13 protein-coding genes and 1 tRNA gene are annotated in these 18,091 nt (G+C 67.2%); 2 read left to right on the top strand and 12 right to left on the bottom strand.

Translation table 11 applies throughout. The features are described from left to right. Window positions 1–39: 39 nt before the first annotated feature. From ACR0R4_RS11895 to ACR0R4_RS11865, 7 genes are all read right to left on the bottom strand, one after another. Window positions 40–5,436 carry an Ig-like domain-containing protein gene (locus ACR0R4_RS11895; RefSeq protein WP_433647665.1) on the bottom strand — a complete coding sequence of 1,799 codons (5,397 nt, stop codon included), beginning with the start codon at window positions 5,434–5,436 and terminating at the stop codon, window positions 40–42. Next, a complete protein-coding gene (locus ACR0R4_RS11890) occupies window positions 5,436–6,551 on the bottom strand; it encodes a serine/threonine-protein kinase (RefSeq protein ID WP_433647664.1) in 1,116 nt (371 codons plus the stop codon). Before ACR0R4_RS11890 ends, ACR0R4_RS11895 begins: the two co-directional genes overlap by 1 nt. Window positions 6,552–6,652: 101 nt before the next feature. Continuing rightward, complete coding sequence (gene rplA, locus ACR0R4_RS11885; RefSeq protein ID WP_433647663.1) at window positions 6,653–7,342, bottom strand: 50S ribosomal protein L1; 690 nt, start codon at window positions 7,340–7,342, stop codon at window positions 6,653–6,655. 12 nt (window positions 7,343–7,354) lie between these two features. After that, window positions 7,355–7,783: a 50S ribosomal protein L11 gene (gene rplK, locus ACR0R4_RS11880; RefSeq protein ID WP_433647661.1), complete on the bottom strand. Its 429-nt coding sequence runs from the start codon at window positions 7,781–7,783 to the stop codon at window positions 7,355–7,357. 166 nt (window positions 7,784–7,949) lie between these two features. Continuing rightward, window positions 7,950–8,771, bottom strand: coding sequence for a transcription termination/antitermination protein NusG (gene nusG / locus ACR0R4_RS11875; protein ID WP_433647660.1), 822 nt, complete (start codon window positions 8,769–8,771; stop codon window positions 7,950–7,952). 87 nt (window positions 8,772–8,858) lie between these two features. Further along, window positions 8,859–9,131, bottom strand: coding sequence for a preprotein translocase subunit SecE (secE, locus tag ACR0R4_RS11870; RefSeq protein WP_433647659.1), 273 nt, complete (start codon window positions 9,129–9,131; stop codon window positions 8,859–8,861). A gap of 58 nt (window positions 9,132–9,189) precedes the next feature. After that, window positions 9,190–9,262: transfer RNA gene (locus ACR0R4_RS11865), tRNA-Trp, on the bottom strand. 305 nt (window positions 9,263–9,567) lie between these two features. Between ACR0R4_RS11865 and ACR0R4_RS11860 the strand changes: the two genes are divergently transcribed. Beyond that, a complete protein-coding gene (locus ACR0R4_RS11860; protein ID WP_433647658.1) occupies window positions 9,568–11,148 on the top strand; it encodes a hypothetical protein in 1,581 nt (526 codons plus the stop codon). On the opposite strand, the gene ACR0R4_RS11855 is transcribed toward ACR0R4_RS11860, so the two are convergent. Beyond that, window positions 11,145–12,089 carry a 1,4-dihydroxy-2-naphthoyl-CoA synthase gene (locus tag ACR0R4_RS11855; RefSeq protein WP_433647657.1) on the bottom strand — a complete coding sequence of 315 codons (945 nt, stop codon included), beginning with the start codon at window positions 12,087–12,089 and terminating at the stop codon, window positions 11,145–11,147. The genes ACR0R4_RS11860 and ACR0R4_RS11855 overlap by 4 nt on opposite strands. A 158-nt stretch (window positions 12,090–12,247) precedes the next feature. Here ACR0R4_RS11855 and ACR0R4_RS11850 point away from each other — a divergent pair, with 158 nt between their 5' ends. Continuing rightward, entirely contained in the window at window positions 12,248–13,330 is a 1,083-nt protein-coding gene (locus tag ACR0R4_RS11850) for an o-succinylbenzoate synthase (protein WP_433647656.1), read from the top strand. Here ACR0R4_RS11850 and ACR0R4_RS11845 read toward each other — a convergent pair. The 4 genes from ACR0R4_RS11845 to ACR0R4_RS11830 form a co-directional block, all read right to left on the bottom strand. Then, window positions 13,279–14,445 carry a peptidase C39 family protein gene (locus tag ACR0R4_RS11845; protein ID WP_433647655.1) on the bottom strand — a complete coding sequence of 389 codons (1,167 nt, stop codon included), beginning with the start codon at window positions 14,443–14,445 and terminating at the stop codon, window positions 13,279–13,281. The two genes, ACR0R4_RS11850 and ACR0R4_RS11845, sit on opposite strands and share 52 nt — an antisense overlap. Further along, complete coding sequence (locus ACR0R4_RS11840) at window positions 14,442–16,154, bottom strand: dipeptide ABC transporter ATP-binding protein (RefSeq protein ID WP_433647654.1); 1,713 nt, start codon at window positions 16,152–16,154, stop codon at window positions 14,442–14,444. Before ACR0R4_RS11840 ends, ACR0R4_RS11845 begins: the two co-directional genes overlap by 4 nt. After that, window positions 16,151–17,002 (bottom strand): ABC transporter permease, encoded by an 852-nt coding sequence (locus tag ACR0R4_RS11835; protein WP_433647653.1) that lies wholly within the window; start codon window positions 17,000–17,002, stop codon window positions 16,151–16,153. Before ACR0R4_RS11835 ends, ACR0R4_RS11840 begins: the two co-directional genes overlap by 4 nt. An 89-nt stretch (window positions 17,003–17,091) precedes the next feature. After that, window positions 17,092–18,084, bottom strand: coding sequence for an ABC transporter permease (locus ACR0R4_RS11830; RefSeq protein WP_433647652.1), 993 nt, complete (start codon window positions 18,082–18,084; stop codon window positions 17,092–17,094). Between the last annotated feature and the right edge of the window lie 7 nt (window positions 18,085–18,091).

The following is an 18,091-nucleotide window of genomic DNA, read 5'->3' as shown; positions in this document are numbered from 1 at the left end:
GTTGCAGGGGTGGTCGCTTCGTGGCAGTGGATCGAGGCACTACGTGCCTCCCACAATGATCTGGCGCGTCACGGGTGCCGCATCGCCCCATTCGTTCGTGGCGCACACGGTCACGACCATTTCCTCACCCGGCACTCCGGTAAAGACCGCCGGCTCATAGTCGTCCCAATCGTCCCTCGCAACGCAGGCACCGTGATCCACAATTCCATACTGGGTATCTACCCCCCAGTTCGCGAACAAGTCGACCGTTGCGAGCACGGTCGTCGAACCAGGCTCGCTCTCGAGCGTCAGCGATCGAATGATCGGTGGCCCCGCGACGATCAGTGGCTCAGGCGGGGTCGATTCACCGGTGTTGGGCTGGTTCAGGGGGTGCGGGAACCGGCTCACGGGCAGCACGGAGAAGCGGTGCTCGCCGACCGGCACCTGCAGGGTGGTGTCGACAGTCGCACCGGGCAGGGCTGCGAATGCGGCACCGTTCAGGAGGAACTGGTACTCCTGAACGTCCGATCCGCCTGAGATGCGCACCCGCACGGTTCCCTGTTCGGCAGTTGAGCCAGCGCCCTCCTGCATTGCCGAGGCTGTGGGCGTCGCCGGGGTACGGTACGCCCAGCCCGTCGCTGCGGCGGAACTCACCGATTCTCCGACCGCGTTTACCGCACGCGCCGAAAACTGATGCTGTGTGCCGAGCGTCAGCCCGCCCACCTCGCAGGTGAAGGTCGCACCCGCCGGAGTGCACGTGGCTGTAACTGCGGCCCCGTCTTGCCTGATGACAACGCCCTGCAGCGAGGGATAGGCATTCTGGGCCTCACCCAGGCTGACCCGCAGGGTGACTCCGGTCTCGCTGTATCCGACCTGTTCGACGAGCGCCGGGGCCGGGGGTACGCCGAGCGCCTCGAAGCTGAGCGTGCCCACCCCCTCTCGGTTCTGCGCGTCACGCACGGTGAACGTCACCTCGCAGGTGCCACCCGCGACGCGCTGCTCAGCCCAGCTCACCTGTACCGCGTTGCCCACGACACGGAAGGAACCGATCACGCACGCTGCCGCATCGACCGCGACGAGCCGCAGCCCGCCGCCGGGCCTCCCCGCAAACGGGTCGTACTCCCCCGCCTGCCCCACCAGCTCGGTGCTGCAGGCGGTGCCCACGGTGCAGGTGAGTGCAACCGCAGCGCCCCGCGGAGCATCGGTCGCCGCTTCCCCGACCCGGAGCGTCAGGATGGCCTGACTCTCACCCGCACCGGTAACGGTCACCGTAATTTGTTCCTGCGCGCCAGGTGTCGCCCCGGAGAGCGCCTGGACAGTGAGGCTTGGCCCAGATTGGTTGACTTGGAACGACACCCCTCCGCCGCTGGCCGTGAAACGCAGCGCATCCATCTGCCCCTGGCGGCCACCCTGCCACTCGACCATTGAGCCCAGCGCAATCGTTTCGGTGGCACCGGGAGCCACAGTGCGGGTGAGGGGTCGCAGTTGAGCGACGGGTTCGCGCGGCACGATGCGCACCGACAGCGGGAGTGCGGTAAAGGTCGTTTGTTCGATCAACCGCACGCGCACGGTACACGTGTCAGACCACGGCTCCCCCTGGCCCGCCGTATAGCGCACACTCGATCCGCTCACCGCCGTACACGTGGCCTGGTCGCGTTGCGTTGCGAAGGCACCGTCGCCGATCACGATCTGGTCTCCGGGCGAAAGATCGAGCATTGAGCGCAACTCGGCGGTGACGCTGTCTCCTTCATTCACCGATAGCGGGGCGGTGCCCGACTTCAGACTGAGCCGGAGCTCGTCGAGCGGGGGTACCACCAGGAAGCCGTAGCCCACGACCTCCGCTCCGGTGGTATCGATCCCGCTGAGCCGGAAGGGCACGAGGTCTCCCTCGGCCCGGTATTCGCCGAGAATTCGGTTGCCACTGACCCGGTACCGATCAGCCGCTTCCCCCCAGAGCGAAAGATCGAGGGCGGCCACGTCTCCCGTGGCCCAGCTCACCCGTCCCTCGACCACGTCGACGCCGACCGCGGCAAAATCGACGCGATCTCGGACCGCGAGCACGGTGTCGGTGACCCGTGGTGCCTGCAAACCCACTCGTTCTGATACCTGCACAACGATGAGGCCGTCGGCCGTGCTTCCGGTGACGCGAGAGCGCACGGAATAGCGGTACGACACGGTGCCGAGTTCATCGCCGCCCGCGATGCGCACGACACCACTCTCGAGCGCGTCCAGATCGATGCGCGCGGCAAGCACCGCGTATTCGGGCGAGCTCTCCCCACCCGGCACGTTTGGTTCGACTGACACGAGTTCGAGCACACCCCCGGAGGGATCGATGTCGTTGTCCAGCGGACGCACGACGGCATCGTCGCCCGTACCCCTCGCGATCCGCACATAGTCGCTATAGACCACCGGTGCGCCCCCGCTCGCGTCGGGGTCGGTCACGATGATGCGCAGGCTCCCTGTCGCCTCGCCGCCACCGGAATCGCGCACCGTATAGCTCGCGAATCTGACCCCGCGGGAGGCGCTCGGGGATGCCTCGATTTGCACCACGCCGGTGCGTGGCTGCACCTGGGCCACTACCTGGGAATCTTCGGGCTCCTGCACCGAAACAAGCCGCACCCGGTCGCCGTCAGGGTCAACCCCAGACAGCGGCACCTCGGTCTGGACGGTCTCGCCGGGTGCCAGTCGGACGGTCACCGACGGGGGGTGCGGATCACGGTTCGCACCCGCCGGAAGCACCGTGATGGTCACCTGCGCAGTGTCGCCAAGTTCGGGGCTACTCGCACCATAGGTCGTGTAGCTCAGGGTATAGGTGCCCGGAATACTCGGCGCGAGGTAGCGCACGAGGCTCCCTGATGCGAAAGCCAGCGCGTCGCCTGCCCCAGCAACCTCAGGGTGGAGTACGAGCCGCTCGCCGGGCGGCGCGACATCGTTCTCGAGCACCGGAATGTCGACGACTGACCCCACGCGCACGGTGGCCGTATCCGGCACCGCGATGGTGCCGCTACTGGACGCGGGAATCTGAAACACGGTGAGTCTGCCGCGCGCGGTCTCGTCGCCCTCACGCACGACCACCTCAACCGAGCCGATGCGACCGGGCTGCCCGTCAGAGCTCGCCCCCGATACCCTGACTCGCGAGTGTTCGATGACATCCGCCCGCATCCGCCCGTCGACCACTACTGCCGACTGCACCGAGAGCCCGCGGCTTGCGGCCCCGGGAATCGCGTCGAGCACATCGACCGTGGTGTCGGCGAGTGGCCGCACGAAGGCGCGCAGGGGCGGGAGAGCAAGAGCCGGGAGGCTCTCTCCCGCGGTGATCCGGATCGTACCTGCCACCTCTTGACCGGTCACCGTGTCGCGAATCGTCACTGAGACGAGCGCGCCGCCGCCTGGAGCCGTCACGGTGAGAGTTCCCGTTCCCTGGCCGACGGTGAGATCGAGTGCCCCCTGCTGTACGGCGGCATCGCGCAACTCAAACGAGCCCGAGCCGCCGGTGACGCGTTCGAGCGGGCGGAGCACGGTGGGCACACCCGTCTGCACGGTGCTCGCGATCGACGCAAACTCAAGAGTGGCACCGGTGCGCACCCCCACCCGCAGCTCGCGCTCGCGCGATTCGCCGCGGGCATCGGCTACCGTCACGCGAATCGTGGCCTCCCCGTCGGCCGCAGCGGGGTCAAGATGGCGCACGGCAAGCTTGCCGTCAGCGGTGACAAGCACGCGCAGCGGGGCCTCGGGGTCTGTGGACACCGCACCTGCGAGCACCATCGGATCACCCTCTGCGTCGACCCAGCCCTCCAGGATGGGCAGCACCAGGGTGCCACCCGGGGCAAGCTCCGGGGCCGGCCAGTCGCGCTGGCAGCCGACGACAGGACACCACTCCGGCGCGGTGGTGATGGCGTCATCGGCAATTGTCACGGTCACGGTGGCGGGCTCAGAAACCGATTGCCCGTCAGTAACGCGATAGGTGAAGCTCGAGCTCCCCGTGGCCTCGGGGCTGGGCTGCAGCGTGAGCTCCTGCCCACCCCCGAGCAACTGGACGGTGCCGAAGTTCGCATCAAGGCCCGTCCCAGCCTCGTCGCCCAGGCTCTCAGGCACGATCGTGAGCACATCGCGTCGATTCGGGTCGAAGTCGTTGAGCAGCACCGGCAGCGAGGCGGGCTCACCCGACCGCACACCGAACGCGTCGGCAGCGGCTACGGGCGGTTGTTGCTCGGCAATGTCTTCCGTCACCTGCGCCCCGACCTCTTGCGTGGGTGGGGTCACCAACTGCCACTGCGCCACCGGTATCAGCTGCCCGTCGGGCACCCGCCACAGCATCCCAGTACGTACTTCCGCGAGCACCGCGCGACTGCCATTCGAGTGGATCGCCGGTTCAATCTCGCCCGGAAGTTCTACCGCGGCATCAAGTTCGAGTTCCCGCAGCCCGCCGGTCTGCGTCCACATCTGCGCAGAGGCTCCGCCGATCCACGCGGCAACGCGATCTGCGCCGATCGCCACCGGGCGCGCGGGAACCCCCGAGGCCACGGCAACGCGCGAGGTCGCGCCCGCGCTACTCACCGACCACAGGCCGCCCTCATCGGCGACGAGTGCGTCGGTGCCCGCGGCATCCCCGCTCGCAAACTGCAGGAGTGCCACGCCCTCCGTGTCGAGTTGCGCCGGAGATTCCTCCCGTTCGCGCCACAGGTTGCCACTTTCGGCGTCGAACAGCACCCATGATCCTGCGACGATCGCGAACTGCGCATCACCCGGAACCGTTTCGGGTACGTCGCTCACTCCGCGTCGAAATTCCGAAGCGGCGACATCGAACCATCGCACGGTGCGGGTATTCGCGGTAAACAGGCCGATCAGCCCCGCCTCGGTGTCGAACGCGACCGCGTCTGCCCGAAAGGTCACGTCACCGGTACTCTGCCCCGCAAACGGGTCGAGCAACTGCGCGGGGCCGAGCCCCTGTTCGGCCGCGGGATCCACAGCCGCGAGGTAGGCCTGGCCCGCCTCGGTGCGAAACAGCACGGCATCTCGAGACGCGTGCACCTCGCTCGTGCCCTCGGGGGTGCGGATCGCGTCGCCCGCGCCCGTGGTCTCTGGTGCGGCTGCGGGCACGGGCAGCTCGGCGGCTGCGTCTACAGCGGCGCCGGCGCCCCCGGTCGGATCGTCACTCAGGTCGGCGGGATCTGCCGCATCTATCGGCCACGCCCGCGAATGACCCTGCGTCAGCAGCATGCCCATCGCCCCGGCCTGCACCACTCCGCTCGGGTTTTCGACCTGACGCACGGCATCGATCTCGGCCGTCAACGTGTTCACTCGCGCGTACTGTCCGGCTGAACGGGCGACCCAAACGCCGGCTTCCTCACGGGGCGTTTCGCGAGCGTCGAACCCCCCGGCCACCACCGCGAGCGTCACGAACAGTGCCAGGGTGACCCCTGCCGAAAGCCACCCGATCCATCCCCGAGCGCGCATTAGATCAGGCCCATCCAACCCGAAATCACGACCACCGCGGCGATCGCAACCACCGCGATAGCCGCACCCATGACGCCTGCGCGCAACGACGATACCGGTCGATCAGGCACGACCCCGTCTCGGTCGGCCCGCTCGCGTGCCACCGCGGCACGCGCCTCGGCACGGCTCACCGGTCGCACCGCAGTCGTAGATCCGCCGCGCACGACTCCGGGTGCCACCGGCTGCGATTCGTCAGCGGGCCACAGATCGCGGGTGATGTCGAAGGGCGTGACATCGAACCCATAGTGGCGCTGCAGTTGCTGCAACGCGCCGGCAAACACATCCATCGAGGCAAAGCGCTGCTCGGGGCGCGGCATCATGGCCTTCTTCAGCACCGCGTCGACCGCCTCGTATCCCGCTGCCCCCGGAATGGGGGTGTAGGTGGCCCTGCTGATGCGCTGCGTGATGAGGCTCCGGGTGTTTTTCTCCGGTTCGGGAAGCTCGAACGGCGAGCGCCCGGCGGCAAAGGTGTAGAGCGTGGCGCCGAGAGACCACACCTCGGTCGCTACCGTGCCCGGGGTCTGACCGGCGAGCACCTCCGGGGCCGACCAGGGAATGGTGACCGCGGTCATCGCCGTCTCTGATGATGCTCGTCCGCGCAGCGATGCGATTCCGAAGTCGGCAAGAGAGGGTCGGCCCAGCGTCGTGATGAGCACGTTGGAGGGTTTGATGTCGCGATGCAACACCCCCGCTCGATGTGCTGTCTCCAGCGCGCCGGCGAGGCGCACCCCGACATCGAGCACCTGTGCCAATTGAGCGGGTCTGTTTCGCGTCTGCTCGCGCATCGATCCCGGGCAATACTCCATCACGAGGTACGGGCGACCATCTGCCGACACCCCTGCACCATACACAGACACGATGGCGGGGTGGCCGGCAAGCCGGGCCATCGCGTCGGTCTCGACCTGAAAATCGGACCGTTCTTCAGCGGATTCGAACCCACTCTTCAGCGCCTTCACCGCGACCATCCGACGGGGCAGATCTTGCTCGTAGAGATAGACGCTCGCGAATCCGCCCTCCCCCAGTGGACGCACATAGCTCAGCCCCGTGATGCGGGGAGACTGCTGTGGCGCGGGCATGCACCAATCCTACGGAAGTCGCGCCCGTGACACCGATGCCATCCACAGGCATACAGCACAAAACCCCCGGCCCGAGGGCCAGGGGTTTGTGTGAGCGCGAATTAGAACGCGCTGGTATCGAGCGGAATGCCGGGGCCGAACGTGGTCGACACGGCACCCTTCTGCACGTACTTGCCCTTTGCCGAGGTCGGCTTCAGGCGCACGATCTCGTCAAGCACAGCGGTGATGTTGTCGTGCAGCTGCTCTGCAGAGAACGACGCCTTGCCCACGATGAAGTGCACGTTGGAGTGCTTGTCAACGCGGAACTCGATCTTGCCGCCCTTGATGTCGGTGACTGCCTTGGCAGCATCAACGGTCACGGTGCCGGTCTTCGGGTTCGGCATGAGACCACGCGGGCCCAGCACCTTACCCAGACGGCCAACCTTGCCCATGAGCTCGGGGGTCGAGACGGCCGAGTCGAAGTCGGTGTAGCCAGCGGCCACCTTCTCGATCAGCTCGTCGCCGCCCACCTCGTCAGCGCCGGCAGCGATTGCGGCCTCGGCCGCAGCGCCCGTCGCGAACACGATGACGCGGGCGGTCTTGCCCGTGCCGTGGGGCAGGCTGACGGTGCCACGCACCATCTGGTCTGCCTTACGGGGATCCACGCCGAGCTTGACGGCGACCTCAACGGTCGAGTCAGTCTTCGCAGACCCGGTCTCCTTCGCCAGGGCGACAGCCTCAGCGGGAGTGTAGAATTTGCCTTCCTCGAGCTTGGCGAGGGCGGCGCGATATGCCTTTGACTTCTGTGCCATGTTCGTAGCCCCTTACTCGACCGTGATGCCCATGGAGCGAGCGGTGCCCGCAATGATCTTTGCTGCCGCGTCGATGTCGTTCGCGTTCAGATCGGCCTGCTTCTGCTCAGCGATCTGACGAACCTGCTCGGCGGTAACCTTGGCAACCTTCACGGTGTGCGGGGTGCCCGAGCCCTTCTGTACGCCAGCAGCCTTCTTCAGCAGCTCGGCGGCGGGGGGAGTCTTGAGCACGAAGGTGAACGAACGATCCTCGTAGACGGTGATCTCTACGGGAACGACGTTGCCTCGCTGGGATTCCGTCGCAGCGTTGTACGCCTTGCAGAATTCCATGATGTTGACGCCGTGCTGACCCAGCGCAGGACCCACCGGGGGTGCGGGGTTCGCGGCGCCGGCCGAGATCTGAAGCTTAATCAGACCTGTGACCTTCTTTGCCTTAGCCATGTTATTTCCTCTCTCGAAACCGGACTCTCACCGGCTTCTCCCGCTTCCCGAGTCGGTCTCGGGGCGGTAACCGCGGGCTGGCTGCCCCCGGAAATCTTCAGTTGTGAGCGTAAATCTTACGGTGGCGGATCCGCGCGCGGCCCCGATCCACTGTCAAACTTTGACGCTAGACCATCTTGGTGACCTGGTCGAAGCTGAGCTCGACCGGGGTCTCACGCTCGAAGAGCGACACGAGCACGGTGAGCTTGCCCGCAGCGGCGTTGATCTCGCTGATCGTGCCCGGCAGGCCCTCAAACGAGCCCGACTTGATCGTGATGGTCTCGCCCACCTCGAAGTCGATCTCGACGTTGCCAGCGGCTGCGGCGGTAGCTGCGGCCTTGCCCTTGGCAGTCGTTGCCGGCTCGAGCTCGACGGTGCTCTTGAGCATTTCGAACGCCTCGTTGAAGCGCAGCGGCACGGGGTTGTGAGCGTTGCCCACAAAGCCGGTGACGCCGGGCGTGTGACGCACAACCGACCAGGAGTTTTCGTTCAGATCCATACGCACCAGTACATAGCCCGGGATCCGCACGCGGGTCACCATCTTGCGCTGGCCGTTCTTGACCTCCATGACCTCTTCCATGGGGACCTGGATCTCATAGATGTCGTCGACGGCGCCCATCGTCTCGCGACGGTTCCACAGGTTCGACTTCACCTTGCGCTCGTACCCGGCGTAGCTGTGCACGACGTACCATTTGCCCGGCTTTGCGCGCAGCTCGCGCTTGAACGTGGCGTAGGGGTCTTCGTCGACCTCATCCGCGTCAATTGACTCGAGCTCACCGTCTGCAGCTGAGTCCGCGAGGGCATCAGCGGCGGCAGCAGCCTCGTCGGCACTGTCGATATCGAGGGCATCCTCAACGATCGCGTCTGCCTCGGGATCTGCCTGGTTCGCCAGCGCATCGAGTGCCGCGTCGAGGTCGGCCTCGGGTGTGTTGCTGTTCTCGCTCGTCATCTGACTTTCTTGCTTTCGATAGTGGATCGCGGGCGATGCCGCGACACCGATGTTTGGGGCCGTGTGCCTGGAGTACGGCTACAACTTCTACAGCGGCGTGCCAAAGATGAATACGGTGACCCAGCCGAAGGCCTGATCAAGCACCCAGACGAGCGCCATCATCACGACGACGAAGCCCAGCACCACGAGGGTGTAGTTGAGCAGCTCTTTGCGGGTTGGGGTGACGACCTTCTTCAGCTCGAAGATGACCTGCTGAACGAACAGCACGATCCGGCCGATCCAGGACTTCTTCGCAGCCCGGTCAGCCTTCGCGCGCTCGACGACACCGCCACCGGTCTCGTCGATCTCGTTGGTGCTCACTGGCTACCGTCCTTTCATCTGCCCCACCCCTCGGTTCTCACCGAGTTGTGGGGTGCAGCAGGGCGGACAGGACTCGAACCTGCAACCTGCGGTTTTGGAGACCGCTGCTCTACCAATTGAGCCACCGCCCTATGGGCGACCTCTGCGCCTGAACTCTCTGCACCCGATCCGCTCTGAAAGCACAGCGACCTCAAAGCACTACGGGCATAGAAAATTCTGGCAGAAGTCAACTACCTCGAACGAGTTTACGTGATCCACCGCCGCTTGTCGAACCGAGGTGTGTCGCGAGACGTGCACCGAAGCTGCATTACAAAGTACGCAATTGGCACCGATGTGCCCATGCGCGCCCAAATTTAGGCTCCGAACAGGTCTACCCAACAGTGTGTAGCCTGCGGGTTTCTCGTCTGCTGCACCGACACACGAACGGAGTACGCAGATGAGTACAGCGAGACGGCGTAACCGCAGCGATGCGGGGCGTCGTACCTTTGGCGGCCGAACATTGGTCGCCCTTTTCGCAACGGCGGCATTGATCTTTGGCCCGGGGGCGATGAGTGCGTTCGCCGACGATTCGGTTCCGGTGGATCCCGCCGCGACCACCGAGGTGGCGCTTGCCGCACCGGCGGCCGATCCTGTGCTGGAACCACCGGCACCCGAACCACCGGCACCCGAGCCTCCAGCACCTCCAGCACCTGAGGCTCCAGCAGAGCTCCCCGCAGCACCCGAAGTGCCCGCAGCGCCAGAGCCTCCGGCCGCGCCGGAGCCTCCAGCCGACGGTGTGGACGATGCCGCGCTTCCGGACGGAGAACGTTCTGAGACGGCTGAGCCCGCTGACGAAGCTGATCCACCCGCTGCCGCCGCTGCCATGGTTGCCCCCAGTGGCGACGAAGAGGAGGAATTCGAGGATATTGATATCTGTCATGCAACCGGGGCAGTCAATCACTGGGTGATGGTGCCCGCGTCGGCTTCTGGCGATGTCAACGGACACGCGGGGACGGACCATCAGGATGGCCGCGACATCATTCCCCCGTTTGAGTACAGCCACGACGGCATGATCGTCGAATTCCCTGGTCAAAATTGGGACGCAGAGGGTCAAGCGATCTACTACAACGACTGCGAGATGCTGCCGCCTCCCCCGCCACCGAACCCTGTGGTGATGGTGACGGTGGATCAGTGCGTTGACCCGGAAGGGGAGGTGCCGAGCACCGTGGGTATCTCAATCTCAAGCCTGGTTGAGGGTTTTGATTACGTGCTTGAGGTGACCGGACCCGGCGGGTTCGAAAGCGAAACGCCACTCACCCCGGTCGGCGGTGGGGCGTTCGTCAATCAGCCAATTAACGGGCCGGGCGATTATCTCGCAACGGTTACCGGGTATCCGTGGATGGATCTGAAGTCAGCAGTGGCTTCCGTGATCCCCGTTCCCCCGACGGTATGGGGGTCGCAGGAGTTCACGGTAGATGAGTGCCCGCCTCCCCCTCCGCCGAACCCGGTGGTCGATGTGACGGTCGTGCAGTGCTTCGTTCACGATGGAGACGTGCCGAGCACCGTCACCGTCACGATCACCAACCTGGTCGAAGGGCTGGAGTACGCGCTGGTGGTCACCGGACCCGACGGCTTCATGAGCGAAACCCCAGTGGTTCCCGTCGATGGCTCAGCCGTCATCGAACAGCCGGTGCCCGGGCCTGGTGATTCCGTCGCCACCGTCACGGGAACCTGGTGGACGATGGAGTATCCCGTTGATATGGCACGAGTCATGTCCGAAGAAGGGGAGTGGGAGGAGCACACGGTAACTGGGATGCAGGCATTCACTGTGAACGACTGCCCACCGCCACCGCCGCCACCAGCTTCGGTGACACCGCCGCTTCCCATCACGAGTTCACCACCGCCCATCAAGGCGCTTGCGGTCACGGGTGCTGCGACTGACGGATCTGATGTCGGAACCGCCCTGTTCCTGCTGCTGGGTGCGGGTGCTGCGCTCCTCGCAACCGGCGCACGCCGGGGAGTGAGGTCGCGCCTCTAGTAGTAATACGGATACGGCGACCAGTCGGGGGCGCGCTTCTCAAGAAATGAGTCGCGGCCCTCGACTGCTTCGTCTGTGCTGTAGGCCAGACGAGTGGTCTCCCCCGCGAAGAGCTGCTGACCGACGAGCCCGTCATCGACCGCGTTGAACGCATACTTCAGCATGCGGATCGCGGTTGGCGACTTCCCGAGAATCTCACGGGCCCACTCGATGCCTGTTGCCTCCAGCTCGGCGTGCGGCACGACGGCGTTGATCGCCCCCATTTCGTGGGCGCGCTCGGCCGAATACTCGCGGGCGAGGAAGAACACCTCGCGGGCATTCTTCTGCCCGATCTGGCGGGCAAAGTAGGCACTGCCATAGCCCGCATCGAACGACCCCACATCAGCGTCGGTCTGCTTGAAGCGGCCGTGCTCGCGGCTCGCGATCGAGAGGTCGCACACCACGTTCAGCGAGTGCCCCCCGCCGGCCGCCCACCCGGGAACTAGTGCAATCACCACTTTCGGCATGAAGCGGATCAGCCGTTGCACCTCGAGGATGTGCAGGCGCCCAGCCCGCGCACGATCCAACCCCGCGGCGGTCTCTGCCGCATCGCCCGCGGCATCTTCGGCCGCATACTTGTACCCGTCGCGGCCGCGGATCCGCTGATCTCCACCCGAACAAAACGCCCAGCCGCCGTCTTTCGGGCTCGGCCCGTTGCCCGTGAGCAGCACGACGCCAACGCGCGGGTTCATGCGCACCCGATCGAGCGCGTCAAACAGCTCATCGACGGTGTGCGGACGAAACGCGTTGCGTACCTCAGGCCGGTTGAACGCGACCCGAGAGATGCGGCCGTCGCGACTCAGGTGGGCCGTGATGTCGGTATAGCGCTCGGCGCCGGGGGCGACCTCCCACTCGCTGGGGTCGAAGATTTCGGAGACCTGTTCGGGCGCCTGTTCACTCATGCCCCCAGCCTACTTCGCACTTCCCTTCCTCTTCTCCCGTGCGCTCTCCCTCCATCCAGAAGGCGCAATTCCACCACCGGGCTCAAGGTCGTGGTGGAATTGCGCCTCCTGGAGACGCTGGGCGGGCGAGCGAGTGGGAAGATGAGCGGGTGGATCATATGCCTCCCCTGCTCCCCCCGCTCGATGAGATCCTCGCCGCGACGCGCGTGGTCGCGATCCCCACGCGCACCCGGTTCCGCGGCATCAGCGTGCGCGAGGCCGTCGTCTTCGCCGCACCCCACGGCGCGAGCGAGTTCTCACCCTTTGCCGAATACGACGATGCCGAGGCCGCACCGTGGCTCGCCGCCGCAATCGAGTTTGGGTGGGCCGAGCCCCCCGCCACGCATCGCGAGTGGATCGCGGTCAACGCGACCGTTCCCGCCGTCTCGCCGGGCGAGGTGCCCGGCGTGCTCGCGCGGTTCCCGGGGTGTCGCACCGCGAAGGTGAAGGTCGCCGAGCGCGGCCAGTCGCTGGCCGACGACGTGGCCCGCGTGCGTGCCGTGCGGCAGGAAATGGGCAGTGACGCCGTCCTGCGCATCGACGCGAACGCTGGCTGGACGCTCGCTGAGGCCGATGCAGCGCTCACCGCGCTCGCCCCGTTTGATCTCGACTACGCCGAACAACCGTGCGCCAGCGTGGCCGACCTCGCCGAACTTCGCAGGCGTTTGGGGGCGACCCCCGCGTCCAGCAGCACCGGGGTGAACGGAGCGGGTCTAGCAACGCCGAAGCCCGGCGCGATCCGCATCGCGGCAGACGAGAGTGTGCGCAAGGCAGCGGATCCACTCGCCGTCGCCCGCGCCGGCGCCGCCGACCTCCTGGTGATCAAGGCACAGCCACTCGGCGGAGTGACGCGGGCGCTCGAGATCGTGCGCGAGGCGGGGCTGCCGGTGGTGGTCTCGAGCGCGCTCGACACGTCGGTGGGCATCGCGATGGGGCTGCACCTCGCCGCCGCGCTCCCCGACGGGCAACTCGCCGGGGCATGCGGGCTCGGAACCGTGGCGCTCCTGGCCGGAGACGTGACCCGTGACCCGCTCGTGCCGGTGGACGGCGGCATCGCGGTGCGCCGCCCGGCGCTCGACCCCGATCTGCTGACCCGGTTCGCGGCATCGGCGGAACGCGTCACCTGGTGGCGGGAGCGGATCGCCCGCTGCTACGCGCTGCTCGCCGCCCCGACGCGCGGCACCACCACCACGCCGCGGTAAGCCTCAGGCTCGCCCCACCGCGTCATCTCGTCGACCGTCGCAAACGGCACCGGCAGGTGGTGCGTGTCGACCCAGGTCTCGCCGTGGTCCTTCTCGACCCACGGGTCGTCGATGATCACGCAGCCATCGATCACATCGTGCGCGAGCACCCAGTGCGGAGTGGGGTCGTTGATCATCAGGGTGAGGTCGATGAGGAGGAAGACGAAATTGCCCGCCTGAATCGCGGCGGCGATGTCGTCGATGCTGATCCACTCGCGCACCACCTCGATGCCGAGCGCGTCGGCCTGATGACCCGACTCTGCCTGCAGGTCGGCCCGCAGCTGGCGCTCATCGCCGTCGTACCACTCGAGCAGCACGGGGCTCGGCGCACTCAGGTAGACGCGGGGCAGCGCGAACGGCACCTTGCGCTCGGCCGCGGCTCGCGCGGTGGCGACAGCGAGCCCGACCGGCTCGATTGCGGGCATGTTCGTCGCGTTGCGCCAGAGCTCGATCTCGATGGTGCGGTTGTGCGCGTGATCCGCCGGCTGCAGCAGGTGCGCGCCGTCGGTTTCGAGCGCCATGAGCGCGGTGACCGCGCCGCAGGTCACGTCGGTGGTTTGGCCGTAGTAGCCAATGGTGTGTCTGGGACCCCGTCCTTCCCATCGCGTGAAGCCGCGCACGCCGCCCAGAGTCGATTCGACCGAGTGCACGGGCAGTGGATCGGGCACGAAGCCCCGGGCGGCCAGCGCCGCGAGCGCCTCGGGCCACAGGGGGGCCACCACCGGGCGCTCTTCGAACTTCAGCGCGATCGCGCCGCTCGGCTGCGCCGCGATGATCGCGTCAAGCACCGCGGCGAACGCCTCGTCATCGAACAGACGCGCGTCGGCGGCGGCACTGTCTGTGCCGGGCACCGGGGCGCACCACAGGTCGACGATCTTGCGATACGCGGTGCCGCGGCGCGAGGTCACGAGCGCGGCCGCCGCGAGGTCACCGTTCGCATGCCGCGCGCGGAATACTTCGGGTGAGAACAGCGCACGGTCGGCCGACCACAGCGCGGTGCGCGCCGGTCCGAGTCGGTGCGCCCCCTCTGGCCCGAGGTGCGCAAACGGCTCTGCGGTCACGGTGAGTGCGGTCACGGGAGACTCCCTGCTGGATCGTGATTCTGACGGGCGATGCTGTCATCGCGCGCTGCGGCAACGAGAAGCTGGGTATAGGGGTGCTGCGGACGCGTGAGTACGTCGGCGGTGGTGCCGCGCTCGACAGCCTCTCCGCGTCGCAGCACAAGCACGCGGCCCGCGACCCGCGCCACCACCCCGAGGTCGTGCGTAATGAAGAGCACCGCCAGCTGCAGCTCGTCTCGCAGGCGCACGATGAGCTCTAGGATCTGCGCCTGCACCGACACGTCGAGCGCCGACACCGACTCATCGCAGATCAGCACGCGGGGCCGAGGGGCAAGGGCGCGAGCGATCGCGACGCGCTGCCGCTGCCCGCCCGACAGCTGCGAGGGCCTGCGGCCGGCAAACTCGGGGCCGAGATCCACCATTTCGAGCAGCTCGGTGAGGTCAGAGGCAGGGCGACCCGCGACGCGCAGGGCCTCGCGCAGCGTCTGTTCGACCGTGAACACCGGGTTCAGCGTCGAGTACGGGTCTTGGAAGACGATCTGCATCTGGTCAGGGGTGCGTCCGCGCCGCCCCGCGGGCAGCGTTTCGCCGGCCAGGCGCACGCTGCCCGCGTCGGGCGCATCGAGGCCAGCGAGGCAGCGGGCGAGCGTTGACTTGCCCGATCCCGACTCGCCGACGACCGCGACCACCTCGCCCGCGCGCACGTCAACGTCTACCCCCGCAAGCGCCTGCGTGGTGCCGTAGCGCTTCGCGATGCCCGCCGCGACGAGGAGCAGTTCGTAGCCCGCTGACCCTTTTGCGAGGGCGGAAGAGGCAACATCGGCCACGGTTCGCTCCGCGGCCTGGCCGGTCGGGCCGACTTCGCCGACCTGGCCGGTCGATGCGGCAGTGGATCCCATCACATCGTTGATGCTCGGGTTCGCGTCCAGGAGCTTGCGGGTGTACTCGTGCTCTGGGCGCACGAGCACGCGGTCGGCGCGCCCGTGTTCGACCACCTCACCGTGCCGCATGACGAGCACCTCGTCTGCCCGTCCGCTCACGAGCCCGAGGTCGTGGCTGACGAGAATCAGGCTCATGTCGTGCGCGCGCTGCAGCGAGAGCAGGAGGTCGAGCACCTCACCCTGGTTGCTCGCGTCAAGCGCGGTGGTCGGTTCGTCGGCGATCAGCACGCGCGGCCGTGCTGCGAGCGCCGCGGCAATCGCCACCCGCTGCCGCATGCCGCCAGAAAGCGCGCTCGGGTAGGCACGCGCGACCTCGGCCGGGAGGTTGACCTCGGCCAGCCGCTGCAACACCTCGGCCTGCACCGCCCCGCGCACCGCCCGATCCCGCCGCACGGCGGCCGCACGATCGGCACCACGCTCGAAGGCGATCCGCGCCCGAATCGTGAGCGCGATCTGGTCGCCACACCGGTGCACCGGGCTGAGACTGGTGAACGGGTCTTGCATGAGTAGCACGATGCGGCGACCGCGCACTCTGCGCCAGGCACTGGGGTCTGCGGGAAGGTCGAGGGCGTCGCCGTCGACAGAGAACCGGCCCGTGGCCGTCACCCCAGACGGCAGCAGCCCCGTGAGCGCCCGCGCGGTCATCGTCTTACCCGAGCCCGATTCGCCGATCACCGCGAGGGTGCGGCCGGGCGGCACCACGAAGTCGACGGGGTGCACGATGGCCCCGGAAGGCCCGGTCACCGCGAGCTTCTCGACCACAAGGCCCCGTACCCCGCTCATCGGATGCCCTTCCGCTCGAGCCGCTCGCCAAACCAGTCGCCGACGACGTTGATGGCCATCGACACGAGCACGATGAGCACCGCGGGCGCGATCAGCGCGGCCGGGTTGTCGGCCATGAGACCACGGCCATCGGCGATTTGGCGCCCCCAGTCGGCCGTGCCCGGTGCGACGCCGAGGCCCAGGAACGACAGCGACGAGAGGGTGACGAGCGCAAACGACGTATTCAGCAGCACGTTGGTCACGATGAGCGGCCACACGTTCGGCACCACGTGCACGAACATAATGCGCCAGCGAGACAGCGACAACATCTGCGCGGCCTCGACGTAGGGGCGCGGCGCCTGCTCGAGCACACCCGCGCGCACGATACGAATGTCGGAGGGGCTGAAGAGCAACACCAGGAGGGCCACCGTCATCCAGTAGCCGGCGTCGAAGATGCCGGCTACGACGATCGCGAGCAGCATCACCGGCAGCGCGAGCAGCACGTCACTGAAGCGGCTGATGATCATGTCGAGCCACCCGCGATGGTAGCCCGCGAGCGTTCCGAGCACGATGCCGATCGTCATCGAGCCGAGGGCAATCACGAGGGGGCCGACGACCGCCGACGCGGTACCCGCTACGAGCAGGGCGAACACGTCGCGCCCGAGTTCATCGGTGCCGAGGAGGTGCCCCGCGGTGAACGGGGGCAGCAGCGAATCGAGGATGCTCTGCTTCGTGGCATCGGCAAACACCACCGGGCCGAGCACCGCGGCGAGCGCCACGAGCCCGAGCAGCACGAACGATGCCACCACACTCCACGCGGGTTTCGGGCCACGCGGCAACAGTCGCAGCTGCGTGGTGCGAGGGCCCACAGTCGCACTCGGCCCACTGTGAGGCGACCCCTGAGGTGGCCCCGGCAGCGATCCGAGCGGCGCCCCGCTTGGCACCCCCGGCTGGCCGCTCATCGGGCGAACTCCCGGGTGCGCACCCGCGGATCGAGCGCGAGATAACTCAAATCAACGACGATCGCGATCACCGCGATCACCGCCGCAACCACGAGCGTGAGCGCCTGCACCACGGGAATGTCTTTGAACAGAACCGAATCCTGCAGAAGCGAACCGAGGCCGGGCAGGGCGAAGATGGTCTCGACAATGATCGTGCCCCCCACGAGGAAGGTGAGCACGAGACCCGCACCGGTCACGATCGGGATCGCCGCGGCGCGCAGCGCGATCCACCGCACGTCGCGCTCAGCGATGCCGCGCGCCCGCGCGAATGAAACCGCGTCGCTGCCGAGTTCGCGGATCATCGCCGCCCGGGTCATGCGCATGAGAATCGCGCCCAGCCCCGCGGCAAGAATGATCGCCGGCAACACCAGGTGGTAGAGCGTGTCGAGCGGGCCGCTGCCGCCGCCGTAGATGGGGAAGATCGGCAGGAAGAACGCGAACAGATACAGCAGGAGCAGCGCGAGCGCGAAGGTGGGTGCGCTGAGGCCGATGAGCGTCACCGAGCTGCTCACGCGGTCGATGGTGGATCCCGCTCGCGCCGCGCTCGCGATGCCGAGCGGGATTGCGACGATCGCGGCGATGACGAACGCCAGCAGGCAGAGCGCGACGGTCAGCCCGACGCGCGCCCCGATCACCGTGGTCACCGGCTGTTGCATGCGCACCGAGGTGCCAAAGTCACCCTGCAACGCGTTGCCCAGCCAGGTGAAGTACTGCACGAAGAACGGGTCGTCGAGGCGGTACTGCTCGCGGATCGCTGCCACGGCCTCGGGCGAGGTGGGCCGGTTGCCGAGCAGGTTCTTCACCAGGTCACCCGGCGCCAGGTACATGAGACCGAACGTCAGGAGCGAGATGACCAGCAAAATGAACACCACCCCGACCACCCGCACGGCGATCATGCGCGCGAGCGCGCGCGACGCCTGACGGGCGGGGGTCGGGGTGGTGGTCAACATAGGTGCT

The sequence above is a fragment of the Leucobacter fengyongliangi genome, assembly GCF_050971685.1.
Classification (GTDB): Bacteria; Actinomycetota; Actinomycetes; order Actinomycetales; family Microbacteriaceae; genus Leucobacter.
The sequence above is the reverse complement of the archived record's forward strand: the minus strand, read 5'-3'. Positions and strand labels throughout refer to the sequence as shown.